This window comes from Flavobacterium azizsancarii, assembly GCF_027980145.1.
Taxonomy (GTDB): domain Bacteria; phylum Bacteroidota; class Bacteroidia; order Flavobacteriales; family Flavobacteriaceae; genus Flavobacterium; species Flavobacterium azizsancarii.
Genome location: NZ_JAMZNK010000027.1, coordinates 43,958 through 62,512 on the forward strand (window position 1 = coordinate 43,958; position 18,555 = coordinate 62,512).

The 18,555-nt window shown below is 34.7% G+C and carries 12 protein-coding genes; 8 read left to right on the forward strand and 4 right to left on the reverse strand.

The window, feature by feature from the left end; translation table 11 throughout:
* Nucleotides 1-28 precede the first annotated feature (28 nt).
* The 3 genes from NJT12_RS15640 to NJT12_RS15650 form a co-directional block, all read right to left on the reverse strand.
* Nucleotides 29-652: a carbonic anhydrase family protein gene (locus tag NJT12_RS15640; protein ID WP_271336854.1), complete on the reverse strand. Its 624-nt coding sequence runs from the start codon at nt 650-652 to the stop codon at nt 29-31.
* 124 nt (nt 653-776) lie between these two features.
* Nucleotides 777-1,505 carry a metallophosphoesterase family protein gene (locus NJT12_RS15645; protein ID WP_271336855.1) on the reverse strand — a complete coding sequence of 243 codons (729 nt, stop codon included), beginning with the start codon at nt 1,503-1,505 and terminating at the stop codon, nt 777-779.
* 64 nt (nt 1,506-1,569) lie between these two features.
* A complete protein-coding gene (locus NJT12_RS15650; protein ID WP_271336856.1) occupies nt 1,570-2,736 on the reverse strand; it encodes an MFS transporter in 1,167 nt (388 codons plus the stop codon).
* A gap of 98 nt (nt 2,737-2,834) precedes the next feature.
* On the opposite strand from NJT12_RS15650, the gene NJT12_RS15655 reads away from it, so the two are divergent.
* On the forward strand, nt 2,835-3,686 hold the full coding sequence (locus tag NJT12_RS15655; RefSeq protein ID WP_271336857.1) for an AraC family transcriptional regulator: 852 nt from the start codon (nt 2,835-2,837) through the stop codon (nt 3,684-3,686).
* Between the two features lie 26 nt (nt 3,687-3,712).
* Here NJT12_RS15655 and chrA read toward each other — a convergent pair whose 3' ends face one another.
* The gene (chrA, locus tag NJT12_RS15660; protein ID WP_271336858.1) at nt 3,713-5,044 is read right to left on the reverse strand and encodes a chromate efflux transporter; all 1,332 of its coding nucleotides are present in this window, start codon (nt 5,042-5,044) and stop codon (nt 3,713-3,715) included.
* A gap of 684 nt (nt 5,045-5,728) precedes the next feature.
* Between chrA and NJT12_RS15665 the strand changes: the two genes are divergently transcribed.
* The 7 genes from NJT12_RS15665 (at nt 5,729) to NJT12_RS15695 (ending at nt 18,447) form a co-directional block, all read left to right on the forward strand.
* Nucleotides 5,729-6,712 carry a helix-turn-helix transcriptional regulator gene (locus tag NJT12_RS15665; protein ID WP_271336860.1) on the forward strand — a complete coding sequence of 328 codons (984 nt, stop codon included), beginning with the start codon at nt 5,729-5,731 and terminating at the stop codon, nt 6,710-6,712.
* The gene (locus NJT12_RS15670) at nt 6,712-7,707 is read left to right on the forward strand and encodes a helix-turn-helix domain-containing protein (protein ID WP_271336861.1); all 996 of its coding nucleotides are present in this window, start codon (nt 6,712-6,714) and stop codon (nt 7,705-7,707) included. Before NJT12_RS15665 ends, NJT12_RS15670 begins: the two co-directional genes overlap by 1 nt.
* Nucleotides 7,708-8,207: 500 nt before the next feature.
* Entirely contained in the window at nt 8,208-9,203 is a 996-nt protein-coding gene (locus NJT12_RS15675; protein WP_271336862.1) for a helix-turn-helix domain-containing protein, read from the forward strand.
* 752 nt (nt 9,204-9,955) lie between these two features.
* Nucleotides 9,956-13,906, forward strand: coding sequence for a tail fiber domain-containing protein (locus NJT12_RS15680; RefSeq protein WP_271336863.1), 3,951 nt, complete (start codon nt 9,956-9,958; stop codon nt 13,904-13,906).
* A 316-nt stretch (nt 13,907-14,222) separates the two neighbouring features.
* A complete protein-coding gene (locus NJT12_RS15685) occupies nt 14,223-15,485 on the forward strand; it encodes a T9SS type B sorting domain-containing protein (protein WP_271336864.1) in 1,263 nt (420 codons plus the stop codon).
* Nucleotides 15,486-15,557: 72 nt separating this feature from the next.
* Nucleotides 15,558-16,496 (forward strand): PorP/SprF family type IX secretion system membrane protein, encoded by a 939-nt coding sequence (locus tag NJT12_RS15690; protein ID WP_271336865.1) that lies wholly within the window; start codon nt 15,558-15,560, stop codon nt 16,494-16,496.
* Nucleotides 16,497-16,509: 13 nt separating this feature from the next.
* Nucleotides 16,510-18,447 carry an OmpA family protein gene (locus NJT12_RS15695; protein ID WP_271336867.1) on the forward strand — a complete coding sequence of 646 codons (1,938 nt, stop codon included), beginning with the start codon at nt 16,510-16,512 and terminating at the stop codon, nt 18,445-18,447.
* Nucleotides 18,448-18,555 lie beyond the last annotated feature (108 nt).

The window sequence follows — 18,555 nt, forward strand, 5'->3', positions numbered from 1 at the left end:
CTCCAAAAGAGATTTGGTTCTTTTTGAACTATTCGTAAAACTTCACTTTTCCTGTTTCTACGTCATAAAGTGCCCCAATTATTTTAATTTTTTCCTGTTGCTCTAATTCAGCAATAATAGGACTTTCTTTTCTTACTCTTTCGATAGTAAGATGTACGTTGATTTCAGTAACATTTTTTACAAAATCTGCATTCGAACCATCTCTGTTTTCTTTTGTAGTTTTTTCGTTTAAAATGGCTGGTTGTATCTTATGGAGTAAAGTCGTTAAATTTCCCATTTCAACATGATTACAAGCGCCGGTAATAGCACCACAATTAGTATGGCCCAGTATTATTAAAACCTTAGTACCTGCCATTTTTGTGGCAAATTCCATACTGCCCAAAATGTCTTCGTTGAGGATGTTTCCTGCGATACGAATGCTGAAAATATCCCCTAATCCCTGATCAAAAATAAGTTCGGCAGAAGTCCTGCTGTCGATACAGCTTAAAATAGTAGCAAAAGGAAATTGCCCGTTAGAAGTTTCATTTACCTGCTGTAATAAATTACGGTTTGCTTTTAGATTGTTTACAAATCTTTCGTTACCCAGTTTTAAAAAATCGAGGGCAGCTGTTGGGGTTAAGTTGCTTTGAGTTTCTTTGGAATGTGTATACATAATTTTAATTATCTTATTTTTATATAAGTGTGGATTTTAATTAAAGTACAAATTTATAAATTATCCAGCCATTTTTAATTGAATACAGAAATTGAATGGAAAATAAACTCAGGCAATGCTAAAATTACTTGTTTAATAAAAAATCACCATAGAAATCAGGGATATCACTTTTGTAAATCTGTTGGGCCACTTCGTTTATATTGTAGTCTACTTTTACTATTTCTGCTTCAATTCCTTTTTCGGTAATAGTCAATATACAATAGGTGGCTTTTCTGTCGGTTTCTCTGCTTCGTCCTACAGAACCTGAATTAACAAATAATACATTCGAATGGTTTTGTATGTAAGAAAGATGTGTGTGCCCCATTATAACTGCATCTATACCTTTATCCTTTAATTCTTTTGCAGTATCATTTTTTAAATCTGATTCATAAATATAAGTATCATTACTGAGCAGACCTGCATGTACGAGAAGTATTTTTTTTGTTACCTCATTGATCCTGTATGTCAGTTCTAAATTATAAGGCAATGAAGCCAGCCAATTTTTATTTGCTGCAGCAATTTCGGTTTTACTGTGATTAATAGCGATGAGTCTGTTGGCGGTTTCTTTTTGGTCGTGATGAACTAACGGCACGATAGGAATATCAAAAGCGATTCTTTCGTCGTGATTCCCTAATAAACAGGGGATTCCTTTATTTTTAATTTTTTCAATAACTTCATTTCCCCATGGGGCAAAATCAACCAGGTCGCCAAGGCAATAAGTCTGGTGTATTGACCTGTTTTTAATATCATTTAATACCTCGTTCAGCGCGATAAGATTGGCGTGAATATCACTTATTATTGCAATTTGTATCATTTGTTTTAAGTTTTTAATAAGAGATCAAAACAGCATCTAATGTTGATTTTAGATCTGTTTATTTTTAAAGTTTATTTTTACTGGAAAGCCATACAATTGCAGCTGCGATTATACTCCATAATAACATTTGCAGCAATGCAAAGTGCCAGCCGCCTAAAGTCCAGCTAATTAATCCGAAAAATGTTCCTATTCCTGCACCAATAAAGTAGGTGGTCATATATACAGTATTCAAACGACTATGTGCTTCTTCGTCTAAGGCATAAATTCTTGTAAAGTTTGTGATTTGTGTTGCCTGAACACCAATATCCAAAAAGAAGATTGCGCCAATTAATACCGCAACAGATTCAGGAAACAGGATCATGGCAATAATGCTGCCCATAATAAGGCCAATAGTAAGGGCGAGATTTTTGAAAATTTGTCCTTTGTCCGCTAATTTTCCAAAATAAGGAGCAACTAAAGCGCCGCCAATTGCGATGACTCCAAAAAGCCCAATAGTTGACGATGAATACTTAAACGGAGTACCGCTTAAATGAAATGTCAAGGTGGTCCAGAACGAGCAGAATATTCCAAAAGAAAAAGCACCCAATAATGCTGCTTGTCTTAATATTTTATACCGCTTTACCAATTGCATGGTTGAGCGTAAGAGGTTGAGATAACTTCCTTTAAATTTAACGGGTACTTCGGGCAGGAATAACCATAACAATACAATACTGATTGTGACTAGCAAAGCAGAGAACCAATAAACACTTTGCCACCCCCAAATATCAGTAAGCCAACCGCTTATTAAACGTGATCCAAGGATACCACATAAAATACCGCTAAACACAACGCCTACGTTTTTCCCACGGTTTTCTTTATTTAAAGAGGCTGCCATTGGAAGAATAATTTGTGCGGGAGTAGAAAAAATACCGGCAAAGAAACTAAGGACCAATAGGGATTCAAGGTGAGAGGTATTGGCGATGAGTATTAATGTAAGTACTAATAAAAAACAGATTCCGATAATTAATCGTTTTCTGTTCATTTTATCTCCTAACGGCAACAAAAAAAACATTCCTACACCATAACCAATCTGAGCAAGCATGGCAATCTTGCCAACAGCATTTTCTGACTTGTGCAATGCTCCTGCGATATTTTGGAGAATGGGCTGACTGTAATAAACATTTGCGACAATTGTGCCGGCTGAAAAAGCCATAACCGGAATGGCGTATTTACTTTTATCTTTGATTAACATATTTATTCTTGTATTAATAATGCAAACTTAGGTAGTTGAAAATGTACAAAATGGTATAATGCGATAAACAATTTGTATATTTTGCCGATATTTGCAAAATGAAATTAGTTCAGTTTGAGCCGCTCTTTATAAGGTATTTCAGCACATCAGTATGGCCTTTTCCTTTGCACAATCACAATCATTATGAGTTTATGTTTGTAGCAGGAGGAAGCGGTACGCATGAACTGAATAAAATAAGCACTGAATATAAGGGAGATACAATGTTTTTTCTGGCTCCTGAAGATCATCACGATTTTTATATTGCAGAAGAATGCCAATTTAGCGTGATCAAATTCCTGCCCGGTGTATTAAAAGCAGGTATTAATTCGAGTACTACAGATTATTGGGATAATCTCTTAACCAGTTTAACGAGAAAGTGGCATTTATATGCCGTGGAGATCAATAATGACGTACAGTTTTTAAACAAGATCAGTACTATTATGCAACTTATGATTTCTGAATGGCAGGATAACAATCAGCAAGTGACAGAAATTCACACTAACCTTTTGAGAAGTTTGTTGTTGCTGATTGATAAAAGAATGAAAAATGCCAACGATACGACGGCTCAATATGGCATGACGCAGATCGAGAGAATCCAAAATTATATTCATTCACATATTCATTTTCCAGAAAAATTAACGGTGAAAAATTTAAGCAATACTTTTAGACTTTCTGAATCAGGTTTAAGGGGCATTTTTAAAAAGAATATGGAGATGTCTCTTGGTACCTATATCAGTTCTCTGAAGATTGAAATGATCAAAAACAGAATTAGGAACAGTGAGTGTTCATTATCTGAAATTGCATTGGAATTTGGTTTTACGGATTCAAGTCATTTTAATAAATTTTTTCAAAAACATACAGCTATAAATCCGTTAGGTTATCGAAAAGAAACTAAAGTAAACCCATTATAGGATTGTATATTTTATGAAAAGTAATGCTAAATACTTATAAGAAAATAGCGCAGCAAACCATATAGAAGACTGATTAGTATGAGGTATACCATGTTTAATTTATATCTTATAAGTAAAAACAAAGAGAACAAAACCCATCCCAGTGCCAGCCAATTTATATTGGGTAATGAAATCATTTTACCCAAAAATAAAATGCTTTCTCCTAGGTAAAATGCAAGATTAACAATAACCCCAACAACAGAGGCGGTAACGAGTGATAGAATAGCCTGAACTGTTTGATTTTTTTGAGATTTTTCAATTAAAGGAGCTCCTGTAAAAATCATAATAAAATTAGGAAGAAATGTAAAATAACTGGCTGTCAAAAGTCCCAGAGTTCCCATTAAAAGTGAACCGTTAAAATGGTTTAATCCCGCCATAAAGCCAACATACGATAAAACAATGACAAGTGGCCCCGGAGTAGTTTCAGCCAGGGCAAAACCGTCTACCATCTGGGTTTTTGAGAGCCAGGCCAATTTGCTTGTGACCAAACCGGCAACGTATGGAATTACAGTATACGATCCGCCAATTGTTAAAAATGCAGATTTTGTAAAAAGCAGGGAGAGTTTTTGCCAAAATAAGCTATCTGCAAGAAAATAGGTAACTCCTAAAAAAGGAATAAGCCAAAGGAGCGCAAAAACTGAGAGCTGTTTTATTATTGTTTTTGCAGGTGTTTTATGGGGAGCCGTATTACTATTAACGTAGTATGAATTTTCGTAATTGTCGATTTCATTTTTTCTCTTTTTTAAGATCATAAGACCAGGAGATACAAGGCTAATTATAATAGAAAAAAAGATTACGCTGATAATGATCCATGGTGTTGGAACGTTTAGAAACCACGAACAGATAAACGAGGAAAAAGCGACAAAATAATGTAAAAAACTCAGGAGTGATTTTTGGCTTACTTTCCAGGTAGCAAATATGATAATAGCCAAAACTGCAGGCTTTAATCCATCAAATACTGAAGTTAGTATTGGAGTGTTCCCATAAAGAGCATAAATAATGCTAAGGCATAAGAGGATAAAAATAGAAGGCAAAATAAAGAACAAACCAGATATAATACCACCTTTTATTCCGTGAAGTTTCCATCCCAGATAAATGGCCAGCTGATGCGCTTCAGGTCCCGGCAGGATCATACAGGCATTAAGCGCAGAGAAAAATTTACTGTTGCTTACCCATTTCTTTTTTTCGACAAGAAAATCGTGCATAATTGTTACGTGTCCTGTTGTACCTCCAAAACTAATCCAGCCTAATATAAACCAAAAACGAAATGCCTCTGAAAATTTAGGTTGCTGAATTTTATTCTCTTTAATTGTATGCATGAATGATTATCTCTTCTAATTGGGCTTCTTAAGTGACTCTATTATCAGAAGTTGTTTTGTTTTATTAAGTTGGATTATAACTGATTCAGAGTAGGGATTTCTTAGTTGCTAAATTAAAAAATAGTAGGGGTAAAACCTAAAATGAAACTTATAAAATTTGATTTTTTAATTAAAAAGAAGGAGTGTATTACAGGATTGTTTCTAAGTTTTTATGTTAGGGTATTAGATGTGTTACACAAAAAAAAAAAGATATAAAAAGATGTAATTGGATATTAAAGCAAATTTGAAAATTCTGCTTTTCCTTGTCTCTATGTTTGTTCCCATTTTTCTTATTGGGCAATAGTATAGCTGTTTTAATATTTTTGTAGTCCAATTCTTTAGTTGCCAAAAAGTGCTCAAAAGCATAAAAAAATCCCATTTATTGAGAGGTGGCATTTTTATTACTTATTGGTTAGTCGTATGAATAAGTTTTAAGGTTAGACATGATGCTAATCTGGTAAAAATAAAAGAAAAAAAGGGTGTGAATTCTAATTAATTATTTCGATTATATAATCCCATTTTTATTTTTATTCTAAATCTAAATTTTATTTAATTGGCGATAATAACAGATGTATAGAAGAAGTGTATAAAAAAACATTTATTTTTGTTAGTAAGAATTATACCAAAAAACATTTTAATTTAAGAATGAAAAAAATTACGCATCATTACGGAGTAGAATTGGATTGGGTTGAACCATTAACTTTAGAACTTGAAGGAAAGGTTGAAGGCAATTTTATTGTAGTGCCGGATCATATTCATACCGGAGACAGATATTTTTTAGGTCTGGGTTCAAGTATCTCGGTTATGTATATAGACGTTGTGTACAATTCAGAAATTCATTTAAGGCAAGAAAACAAAACAGATGATTTTATTGGGCTTTATTACAATCTTACAGAAGGAGAAGCTGTTTTATTATCTGATGATGTAGCGAATCCGATTGGGAGATGGAATTACAATTTGGCAATTTTAGACAGTACTTTATCTTCAGATTATATTGTTAAAGCAGGCAGTAAAACTTTTGCTCTTTGCATTTTTATAAAAAAGGATCTGATAAAAGAATATTTTCAGGATAATCCCTCTCTAAAAGAACATGCTGACGAAATTCTTAACCCTGAACTAAATACTATCGTTAAGTTTACGAGAATGAGTAACGACAGTTATAATCTTTTAACGAATTTGAGAAGTCATGAAGTTGGAGGAACAGTTTTTGACTTATATTTAAGAGGAACGGTTCAAAATTTATTAGCGGAGTACATCGAAAAAATGACTTTTGAAGAAATTGTAATTGATAAGATCAATGAAAATGATTTATCGGTTATTATAAAGTCTCAATCTTATTTAGTAGAAAATCTGAATCAACTATTTCCCAGTATCGAATTTCTGTCGCAACAGGCGAATATGTCTGAGTCTAAATATAAAAGTCTGTTTAAAAAAATTACCGGAATGACGCCAAATTCATTCTTCTTAAACAATAAACTTGTTGAAGCAAAACGGCTTTTGCAAGAGAGACAACTAAATATTGCAGAGGTTTCTGATAGCTTAAGTTTTACGAATAGTTCCTACTTTGCTGTAAAGTTCAGAGAATTTTTCGGAATGTCACCAAAGGATTTTGTCAAACAACTTGAATAATGAAAGAGGTTCGTCATATATATTCTCTCACTTCTGAATGGCTCTACGATAATGTAGAACAGCTAGGAGAAGGAGCGGAGGTAATTGACGGAAGATTAACAATAATGCCAGAACTGGCTGAAGGTGGCTTTTTCTTTACACAAGTTTCACCCGGTCTTTCGGCTGTGCTTTTAGATTTAACTTTTAAGGAACCTATTCAAATCAGAAGACTTCGATCAGATAATGATTTATATATCATACATTATGATTTTAGCGATGAAATAAATCTAATTCATATCGATGGCGTAAAACACAAAATAGGATATAAGGCTAATCTGGGATTAGGAGTTGTAGATAATGCTATCGAAAATATTTTTCAGCCCGTTGTTGGTGAGCGCGTTTTTGCGTTACGTTTATTGGTGACTAAAGAGTTATTAAGTGTTTCGATCAACAATAAAAACAAAAAAAGCGATAATAAACGTAAAATTAAAAGTGATAAAAATACACTGTTTTTTTATGATCATATCGATAGTAAAAGCAAGCTCATAATGCACGCTATAAAAAACAAATCTTTTTTAGATCCTGCGTTCGAAATTTATTTACAGGGAGTTAGTTTGAGATTGTTGGCGAAGTTTATTGATCGATATTCTAATCTTGCTCAAATGCTGCATCATATACCTGAAAAAGAAGTTACAGCTTTAGACCTGACAAAGAATTTTATGCTGGGCAATTTGCTTCACGGATTTCCCGGAGTAGATATGTTGGCAGAGATGTCAGGAATGTCAGTTACAAAATATAAGTATTTATTTAGAAAAATTTTTACCACCACACCCAACCATTTTTTTACAAGACAAAAAATGATTTTGGCCAATGAGTTTCTTAAAAGCGAAAATTTTAATGATATATCAGAGATTGCCCATAAATTAAATTATGTCAAAGTAAGCAAGTTCTCTTTTACATATTCCCGGCAATTTGGGAGAAAACCTGCGGATGATTTTTTAAAATCAGAATTTTAATATTGCATATAAGTTTTTATTTGTATCAAGTCCTTTTCAATTCATTAAAGGATATTTCGGCTGTTAATCTAAACAGCAAACACTTCACATTTATTTTTACAGTAGTCTTAAAAATGTCTTATTATGATATTTATATGACGTATTCAGGCTAAAAGTTTACTTCTATTTGCATCATAATTATTTAGTAAGATTAAGGTCGAAAATACCTTCTGAAAATTTATTTACAATTGAGTTATAGAATGTTTTTATTGAAATTATTATGTTCCGGTAATTTTGGTAAGATTTTAAATTTGAATATGATTTTATGTTATTTCCATCAATAGCAAATCATTTTCATACCTCAATTTTCCTTTTTTTCTTCTGGATAATTTACCCATTAAAGCTGTACAATAAACTATTGTCCCGCTTTCTCATACTTTAATTTATTAGCAATAGTCCTGTTTTTTTATGGGCTGTAAGATTCTTTAAATGTCTTGAGAAATCTTTATTAAACATTTAAAATGATGATTGAAATTAACCACAGATACTCTTTATCCTCAGAATGGCTAAGGGAACTTGCAGGGCAATTTGGAGTAGAATTAATTGATGAAAAATTACTGATTATACCAAAAGAATTTGCCGATGGCGGATTTTTTTTCACAACAATAACGCCCGGACTTTCGGTTGTGCTTTTAGATATAACATTTAATCAAAATATTCATTTAAGAAGACTTAAATCAGATAATAATTTATTCATTATACATTATGATTTTAGCGATGAGATGAATCTGATCTATATTGATGGTGTCAAACACAGTATTGGATATAAAGCCAATCTGGGACTTGGGGTTTTTGATAATGCGATCGAAAATGTTTTTCAGCCCGTAATTGGTGAGCGTGTTTTTGCAATGAGGCTAATGGTTACCAAAGATTTATTAAGTACATCGATTGCTAATGCAGATGAAGAAAACAGTGTTAAACGAAAAATAAAAAGTGACAAAAATACGCTGTTTTTTTACGATCATATCGATAGTAAAAGCAAGTTGATTATGCATGCGATAAAAAACAAATCATTCTTAGATCCTGCATTCGAAATTTATTTAAAAGGAGTAAGTTTAAGATTGCTTGCAAAGTTTATTGATCGATATTCTAACCTTACTCCAATGCTTCATCACATTTCCGAAAAAGAAGTTGAGGCTTTAAATCTGGCTAAGGAATATTTATTGAATAATTTATTTAGTGCATTTCCCGGAGTTGTGTTTTTGGCCGAAATTGCTGGAATGTCAGTTACAAAGTTTAAATTTTTATTTAAAAAGATGTTTGTTAGTACTCCTAAACACTTTTTTTTGAGAGAAAAAATGATTTTAGCCAACGAGCTCCTTAAAAGCGAAAATTTTGAAAAAATATCAGATATAGCAAGGGAATTAGGGTATACAAAGACAAGTTTACTTACTATGGTGTACTTTCAACAGTTTAAAAGAAAACCGTGTGAAGATTTTATAAGCTCAAATTATTGAAAATTGAGAAAAACCAATTAAAATCTGAATAATAATGTGTCTTAATATGGTATTTATATGACCTCGATGGATAAAAAAATCACCTTACTTTGTTATCTGTTTAATCGAAATTATAACCTAAACAAGTATTCCTTATTATGAATTAAAAAGTGTTGCTATTATTGTTCTTGAGATTTTTGGAGAAATCAACAAAACCTAATAACTAAATAAATTTAGCTATTAGGTTTTTTCTGTTAAGGTAAAATGATAGAAGTTTAGAGATAAGAATAATACTTTAATTTTTTTGTCAGGTGATTGAAACGACAAGTTTTTTGTTTTTTTGTCTTGTATGTCAATGATTTGTATAAGTAGCCTATGGTGGTTTTACTGATTTTCTACTGCTAATTGTATTTTTTAGAAAAAAGAAATAGCAAAATATAAAGCCTTCTAATGTGCTTTTCTTTTTCTGCTAGACATACTATAGGTAATACTTGTTTATAATGTTAAATAATTCACATTTTACAAATGCTGCTTTTCTTTTCGGTTAGCAATTATCTATCATAAACTGTAATTATGTCTTAATGTGTTATTTTTTTGACGTTTAGTGGATAGCGGATTAATTTCCTTTGTACCATAAATTATTTATGTTATGCATTAAAGCTAAGTATGTTATAAATATCTATCATTTCTTTAACGATTTTGAAGGTATTAAGTGCTTTAACATATTGGTTTTGAGAATTAATATTTCATTTTAATAATTAATGGCTAATACTATGCAAATAAGAAATCCTGGAGTTGATGGTACAAATGGTCTTGATGGAAAAGATTTTAAGTATGAAGATTTTACACCAGAACAATTAGTTGGTTTAACAGGACCACAAGGTCTAACCGGAACTGACGGATCAAATGGAACAAACGGTCTTGATGGAAAAGATTTTAAATATGAAGATTTTACACCAGAACAATTAGTTGGATTAACGGGACCACAAGGAATCTCGGGAACAAATGGTCTTGATGGAGCTGTAGGACCTCAAGGAATTGCAGGAACAAATGGTATTGATGGAGCTACAGGATCTCAGGGATTACCCGGAGTTGACGGAACAAATGGTATTGATGGAGCTGCAGGACCACAAGGAATCGCAGGAACAGATGGAGCAGTTGGACCGCAAGGTCTAGCCGGAGTTGACGGATCAAGTGGAACAAACGGTATTGATGGAAAAGATTTTAAGTATGAGGATTTTACACCAGAACAATTAGTTGGATTAACTGGACCGCAGGGAATTGCAGGAACAAATGGAGTTGATGGAGCTACAGGACCACAAGGAATTGCAGGAACAAATGGAGTTGATGGAGCTACAGGATCTCAGGGATTACCCGGAGTTGACGGAACAAATGGTATTGATGGAGCTGCAGGACCTCAGGGAATTGCAGGAACTGACGGATCAAATGGCGCAAATGGTCTTGATGGAAAAGATTTTAAATATGAAGATTTTACACCAGAACAATTAGTTGGATTAACGGGACCTCAAGGAATTGCAGGAACAAATGGTATTGATGGAGCTGCAGGACCACAAGGAATCGCAGGAACAGATGGAGCAGTTGGACCGCAAGGTCTAGCCGGAGTTGACGGATCAAGTGGAACAAACGGTCTTGATGGAAAAGATTTTAAGTATGAAGATTTTACACCAGAACAATTAGTTGGTTTAACGGGACCACAAGGAATTGCAGGAACAAATGGTATTGATGGAGCAGTTGGACCTCAGGGAATTGCAGGAACAAATGGTATTGATGGAGCGAGAGGATCTCAGGGATTACCTGGAGTTGACGGAACAAATGGAGTTGATGGAGTTGCAGGACCACAAGGAATCGCAGGAACAGATGGAGCACAAGGTGTAGCTGGATCAAATGGAACAAACGGTCTTGATGGAAAAGATTTCAAATATGAAGATTTTACACCAGAACAATTAGTTGGTTTAACAGGACCACAAGGAATTGCAGGAACAAATGGTATTGATGGAGCGAGAGGATCTCAAGGATTAGCAGGAGTTGACGGAACAAATGGTATTGATGGAGTTGCAGGACCACAAGGAATCGCAGGAACAGATGGGGCAGTTGGACCACAAGGTCTAGCCGGAGTTGACGGATCAAATGGAACAAACGGTATTGATGGAAAAGATTTTAAGTATGAAGATTTTACACCAGAACAATTAGTTGGATTAACTGGACCGCAGGGAATTGCAGGAACAAATGGAGTTGATGGAGCTACAGGATCTCAGGGATTACCTGGAGTTGACGGAACAAATGGTATTGATGGGGCAGTTGGACCTCAAGGAATTGCTGGAACAGATGGAGCAGTTGGACCGCAAGGAATTGCAGGAACAAATGGTATTGATGGAGCTGCAGGACCTCAAGGAATTGCAGGAACAGATGGAGCAGTTGGACCACAAGGTCTAGCCGGAACTGACGGATCAAATGGTATTGATGGAAAAGATTTTAAATATGAAGATTTTACACCAGAACAATTAGTTGGATTAACTGGACCACAAGGAATTGCAGGAACAAATGGTATTGATGGGGCAGTTGGACCGCAGGGAATTGCAGGAACAAATGGAGTTGATGGAGCTACAGGATCTCAGGGATTACCTGGAGTTGACGGAACAAATGGTATTGATGGGGCAGTTGGACCTCAAGGAATTGCTGGAACAGATGGAGCAGTTGGACCACAAGGTCTAGCCGGAACTGACGGAGTTGCAGGCCCAAAAGGTGATGTTGGAGCTACCGGAACTCAAGGTCCAATAGGATTGACAGGAGCCGCTGGTCCCAAAGGAGATGTTGGCGCGACAGGATTAGCTGGAACTGCAGGAGCACAAGGTCCCAAAGGAGATGTTGGCGCGACAGGATTAGCTGGAACTGCAGGAGCTCAAGGTCCCAAAGGAGATGTTGGTGCAACAGGATTACCTGGAACTGCAGGAGCTCAAGGTCCAATAGGAGATGTTGGCGCAACAGGATTACCTGGAACTACCGGAACTCAAGGTCCAATAGGATTGACAGGAGCCGCTGGTCCCAAAGGAGATGTTGGTGCGACAGGATTAGCCGGAACTACTGGAACTCAAGGTCCCAAAGGAGATGTTGGTGCTATAGGATTAACTGGTCCGGCAGGAGCAAAAGGAGACGCTGGTAATTCTGCGCCGGTTTATACAGCCGGAACAGGTATAGTCGTTGACAATACAAATCATGTAATATCAGCTCAAAACACAACAAATCTATGGAATGCGAATCAATTACAAGGCAGACCAATAAATACAGCCGCTCCAACTTCTAATCAGGTTTTAGCGTGGAATGGTACAAATTGGTCGCCTGCAACTATAGCACTTAACGAACCATGGAGGGTAGCCGGAACTATAAATGAAGCCAACGCAAATACTCAAAGTATATATCAAATGGGGAATATCGGTATCGGAACTACTGCTGCATCGACCTATAGATTAAATGTTTCTGGTGGTAATCAATTAATCGGAGGATCAGTTACACCAACATTGAATTTTCTTAGCAATGGTACAGGTAATACAAATGCTAATGCGCAAGGAGCAATCAGTTTTTGGGAAGCTGGAGCAGAAAATACCTGGGGAGGCGGATTGGAATTTAATAGCCCCGCAGCATCAGGTAATAACAGATTAGATATATATGGAGTAACTGCCGGCGTAAAAAGTACTATTGCAACTTTTGACGTGCAAAGTGGCAGATTAGGAATTGGGACAACCACTCCAGGAAAAGAATTATCTGTAGTAGGAAGTGGTTTGTTTTCGAATACGTTACAAATTGATGGTACAGCCACAGGAGACGGAACCGTAAGAACAGGATTGTTTTTTGGACCTGGTACCTCCGGAGAAGGTATAACTTCTAACAGAACAACTTCTGCTAATGGTAATGTAAGCGGATTAGATTTCTGGGCTGGAAATAATAAACGTGTGTCTGTACTTAATAATGGTAATGTAGGTATTGGCAGGCTCGATGCAGGTCAAAAATTAGACGTTGCAGGAGTAATTAGAGGAACTGTTATGCATATTAATAGTGGAAGCATATCAGGAAATTACGGTGGAACAACTGAATTAAACTTTATTCGAAGTGCAGCAAATGACAGATGGGTTATGGGATCATCACTTAATGGAAGAGGCAATGATTTTTTCGAACTGGCTCACATAAGTGGTGGAGGTATTTTTACCAATAGAGTCCTTGTTTATAACAGGACTAATAATAGTATGGCAATTAATCAGGCAGATACAAATGATTCATATAGATTTTATGTAAACGGCGCTGCGGGCGGAACATCTGCCTGGAATTCCACTTCTGACAGAAGATATAAAAAAGATATAACGCCAATTGTAAATGCGTTAGATAAAATCATGAAAATAAATGGAGTTGGTTATAACTGGAGAGCTGATGAATTTAAAGATATGACTTTTGATAACAAACACCAATTGGGTGTTATTGCTCAGGATATTGAAACAGTTTTACCAGAGGCAGTAACAGTCGATGATAAAGGATATTACTCAGTTTCGTATACAACTCTTATCCCTGTACTTGTTGAAGCTGTTAAAGAACAGCAGAATGAAATCTTGCTAAAAGATAAAAAAATGCAGGAATTAGAACAAGTACAAAAGAATCAGCAAATAGAATTAGAAAATTTAAAAAATGCTGTAAAACAATTATTATCTAAAAAATAAAAGGATTTAAGTACAGTCTTTATTAAAAGGCTGTGCTTAATTTTTGCGTGTCATTAATAGTGTAAAGTGTTGTTAATCTTGTTTTTAATTTCTGTTTACTTGGTTAATACCAATATCTTTTTTTTTATTTAGATAATAAGCACGTGGCAAAAAAATGTCTTAATCTGATGTTTTTTTGACTTATTAAGGACAATGCTTTTTGTCTCTTTGCAATGTAAATAATGCTATCCAATTAAATCTTTCAATGTATTACAATCTTAGATATGCAGACGATGCTATTTATTTAACCTGTATCGATACAGTAAACTGATTTTATATGAAAAAAAAAAACCACATTATAAAAACAACAACAATTTTTTGCTTTCTTTTTTATTGCTCTTTAGCTAATCTACAGGCTCAATTGTTGAATCCGGATCAAATTAAAGTAGCACCCGGAACTATAGTTTCGGTATATTTTGATTTTAAAAACACTTCTGGCGGAGAATTTATAAACGACGGTCAGGTACATATTTTTAACCACTGGACTAACGACGGAAAAGTTTATTTTACGCCTTCTCAACAAGGAACTACTTATTTTACAGGAAACGAAGAACAAATTATTGACGGCGATTTACCTTCACCTGCCGTATATACCCGTTTAAAAAATGTTGTTTTCAATAATAACTCTGGGGCATCACCTTTTTTATTGGCTACAGATATTTCTGTTTCCGGTAATTCAAATTTTCAAAAAGGAATTATTGATGCTGACAGTTATAACGGAAAAGTAATTTTCGAAAGTAATGCTGTACATTCTAATACAAGTAATAATAGCTTTGTTGATGGCAGAGTTACAAAACTTGGAACAGCAGCTTTTGAATATCCTGTTGGAGATGCCAATTATTATCGTCCTTCTATACATGCAAATTCGGCAGATAATTTAGACAGCTATACTTCACATTATTTTTTACAAAATTCAGATCCTGCTTATCCGCATAATAGTAAGCAAGATAATATTCGATTAATAGATGATAAAGAATATTGGGAAATTACTAAAGATAGCGGACTTACTAAAATTGTTCTTTCTCTTACTTTAAATCCGGAGACTACGCCATCATACATCTACGGAGAAAGTAATGACACACAAATACAAATTGTAAGATGGGATCCTGCCACAGCAAAATGGATATCAGAAGGTGGTGTTGCAGATGTGGCACAAACAATGGTTACTGCACAGGTTTCAGGTTATGGCATTTTTACAGTAGCCAGAGTAGTTAAAATTCCAGAGGAAAAAGATGATTTGATTGTTTATAATGCTGTCTCACCAAACGGAGATGATAAAAATGATTTCTTCATTATAAAAGGCATTGATAAATACCCTGATAATACTGTTGAAATTTATAATCGATGGGGCGTTTTAGTTTATCAAACCAATGGTTATAACGAAAGTGATCGTGTTTTTAGAGGATTCTCAGACGGACGTGCAACCGTAAACAGAGGCGCTGGTCTGCCAACAGGAACTTACTTCTATATTCTAAAATATAAAACAGTAACTAACGTCAAAGAGAGAACAGGCTATCTGCACCTAAATCAAGATAATTAAAAAACGAATTTATAAGTAGTGTTTTAACAGCTATTAATAAGCACTGCAATTATTCTTCCAAAAAAAAATAAAATGAATATAAAGAACATAAGATTATTGATCATAATTGTGCTCACCAGTAATTATATGAGCGCACAACAAGACGCACAATATACACAGTATATGTACAATCCAACTGTTGTAAATCCCGCATATGCCGGTTCTCGTGATGTCATGAGTATTTTTGGGCTCTATCGGACCCAATGGGTTGGATTAGAGGGAGCGCCAAAAACAGGAACACTTTCCATGCATACCCCAATAGAAAATTCGAGATTAGGCCTTGGTTTCTCGCTGGTTAATGATCGCATAGGCCCATCAGACGAAACAAATTTATCGCTGGATATATCCTATACAATTGATGTTTCTTACCAATACAAATTAGCATTTGGAGTAAAAGGAAGTGCGAATCTAATAAACGTTGATTATACGAAACTAGATATTTATGATCCCTCAGATGCAAGATTTCAGCAGAATATAGATAATAAATTCTCGCCCAATGTAGGGGCAGGAATTTACCTGTATTCAGACAATACTTATATAGGACTTTCGGCTCCGGCATTATTGCAGACAAAACATTTTGACGGATCCGTGAACTACAATGATTCCGCTACATTTTTTGCAGGAGAACAAGTTCATTATTACCTAATGGCAGGACATGTTTTTGATTTAGATTATAATTTAAAATTTAAACCATCGGCATTGGTTAAAATGACCGAAGGAGCTCCGCTGCAGGTTGACTTATCTGCTAATTTTTTATTTAACGAAAAATTTACTGCCGGCGTAGCTTATCGCTGGAGTGCGGCATTAAGCGCATTAGTAGGCTTTCAGGTAAGCGACGGATTATTTATAGGATATGCCTATGATGCCGAAACAACAAAATTAGCCAATTATAATTCAGGCTCACATGAAATTTTCCTGCGCTTTGAAATGTTCAAAAAATACAACAAGATTGTTTCTCCAAGATTCTTCTAAACAGATATTTAATATGAAATCAAAAATACTATTGAGTGCCTTAATTTTAGTCGTTGGATTAGAAAGTTATGCTCAAAATAACAAAATTAAGAAAGCAGAAAAGCAATATGAACAACTCGCTTATATTGATGCTATAAAAATTTACGAAAACGTAGCGGATAAAGGATATAAATCAGTTGATTTGTTCCGGAAATTAGGAAATGCCTATTATTTTAATGGCCAGTTACAACAGGCAAACAAATGGTATACAGAACTTTTTTTGCTCGATCAAACCCTTGATCCCGAGTATTATTACCGTTATTCGCAAACCCTTAAATCAGTAGGCGATTATAATAATGCCAACAAAATACTGGATGCCTTTAATACATTAAATGGCAATGATTCAAGAGCGAAATTGTATGAATCAAACAAAGATTATTATGCTGAAATCAAAGAAAATTCAGGACGTTATGTCATAGAAAATATCGATATAAATTCTGAATTATCAGATTACGGAACTTCGTTTTTAGGAGATAACATTGTATTCGCAAGTACCCGCGAACAAAGGGGAATTTCAAAAAACATACAAAAATGGACCAATCAGGCTTTTTCTACTTTGTATACAGCAAGAGTAAATGAAAATGGCACTTTAGATAAAGTACAGAATTTTAAGAATATTGTTGATTCTAAATTTAATGAAGCTACTCCTGTTTTTACCAAAGATGGACAAACAATGTATTTTACCCGTAACAATTATAATGATGGAAAAAAGGGAAAAGATGCACAAGGAACCACTTTACTAAAGCTGTACAAAGCAACTTTTGAGAATGGAAGATGGTCGAATGTAAAAGAACTTCCTTTTAATAGTGACTTATACAGTACAGCACATCCTGCATTAAGTCCTGATGAAAAAACACTATATTTTGCTTCTAACAGACCCGGAACCCTGGGAGAATCTGATATTTTTAAAGTAGCCATTTACAACAATGACCTTTATGGAACACTTGAAAATCTGGGAAACACAATCAATACAGAAGGCAAGGAAACTTTTCCGTTTGTATCTGCCCAAAATGAGCTCTATTTTTCCTCAAACGGACACCCGGGATTAGGAGGTTTAGACGTTTTTGTAAGTAAAATCAATTCAAACGGAAGTTTTGAAAAAGTTTCTAATGTAGGAACTCCAATAAACGGACCAATGGATGATTTTGCTTTCGTAATAAACACCACTGCCAATACAGGATATTTCTCTTCTAATCGTGATGGAGGAAAAGGCTTTGATGACATCTACCGATTTACTGAAACCAGAAAATTGTCTTGTGAACAATTAATTTCAGGAACAGTTACAGACAAAAAAAAACAATCTCTTCTGGCTGGAGCCAAAGTAATAATACTCGATGAACATATGAATGTTGTTAAAGAACTTTCTACTGATGACAAAGGAAGTTTTAGTTATGACAGTGCAGAATGTGGAAAAGTATATTACATACGAGTACTGAAAGAAGAATATCTGACCGCCGAAAAAAAGTTGGCATTACCAGTCAAAAAAGAAAAAACAGAGGTAAATATTGCTTTAGAAAAGAATGTCGAAAAAATTACAGTCGGAACAGATTTAGCCAAAATATTTGCAATCGAGATGATTTATTTTGATTTGGATAAATCAAATATTCGTCCTGATGCCGCCTTAGATATTACCAAAGTTGTAGAGGTAATGAAACAATATCCTACCATGAAAGTTGAGGTTGCATCGCACACTGATAGTCGTGCCTCTAAATCGTACAATCTTATACTATCGCAAAAAAGAGCACAATCTACCTTAGATTTTATGGTAAAATCCGGAATTGACAAAAGTAGATTAGTTGCTAAAGGATATGGAGAAGCCCATTTAGTAAATAAATGTGCTGATGGTGTAGAATGTTCTGAAGAAGAGCACCAACAAAACAGAAGAAGCCAGTTTGTTATTACAGCAATGTAATCTGGAAATAAATTTATCAGAAGTCATTTTATTGGTAAACAATAAAGCTCATCCTTTTAGGATTGGGGAAAAAGGATGAGCAGGCTTCTCTTGAATAAAAATGTGAAT

Coding starts and splice junctions, on each gene's coding strand:
- NJT12_RS15640 (WP_271336854.1), bottom strand. CDS start 652: ATGTATACACATTCCAAAGAAACTCAAAGCAACTTAACCCCAACAGCT.
- NJT12_RS15645 (WP_271336855.1), bottom strand. CDS start 1,505: ATGATACAAATTGCAATAATAAGTGATATTCACGCCAATCTTATCGCG.
- NJT12_RS15650 (WP_271336856.1), bottom strand. CDS start 2,736: ATGTTAATCAAAGATAAAAGTAAATACGCCATTCCGGTTATGGCTTTT.
- NJT12_RS15655 (WP_271336857.1), top strand. CDS start 2,835: ATGAAATTAGTTCAGTTTGAGCCGCTCTTTATAAGGTATTTCAGCACA.
- chrA (WP_271336858.1), bottom strand. CDS start 5,044: ATGCATACAATTAAAGAGAATAAAATTCAGCAACCTAAATTTTCAGAG.
- NJT12_RS15665 (WP_271336860.1), top strand. CDS start 5,729: ATGAAAAAAATTACGCATCATTACGGAGTAGAATTGGATTGGGTTGAA.
- NJT12_RS15670 (WP_271336861.1), top strand. CDS start 6,712: ATGAAAGAGGTTCGTCATATATATTCTCTCACTTCTGAATGGCTCTAC.
- NJT12_RS15675 (WP_271336862.1), top strand. CDS start 8,208: ATGATGATTGAAATTAACCACAGATACTCTTTATCCTCAGAATGGCTA.
- NJT12_RS15680 (WP_271336863.1), top strand. CDS start 9,956: ATGCAAATAAGAAATCCTGGAGTTGATGGTACAAATGGTCTTGATGGA.
- NJT12_RS15685 (WP_271336864.1), top strand. CDS start 14,223: ATGAAAAAAAAAAACCACATTATAAAAACAACAACAATTTTTTGCTTT.
- NJT12_RS15690 (WP_271336865.1), top strand. CDS start 15,558: ATGAATATAAAGAACATAAGATTATTGATCATAATTGTGCTCACCAGT.
- NJT12_RS15695 (WP_271336867.1), top strand. CDS start 16,510: ATGAAATCAAAAATACTATTGAGTGCCTTAATTTTAGTCGTTGGATTA.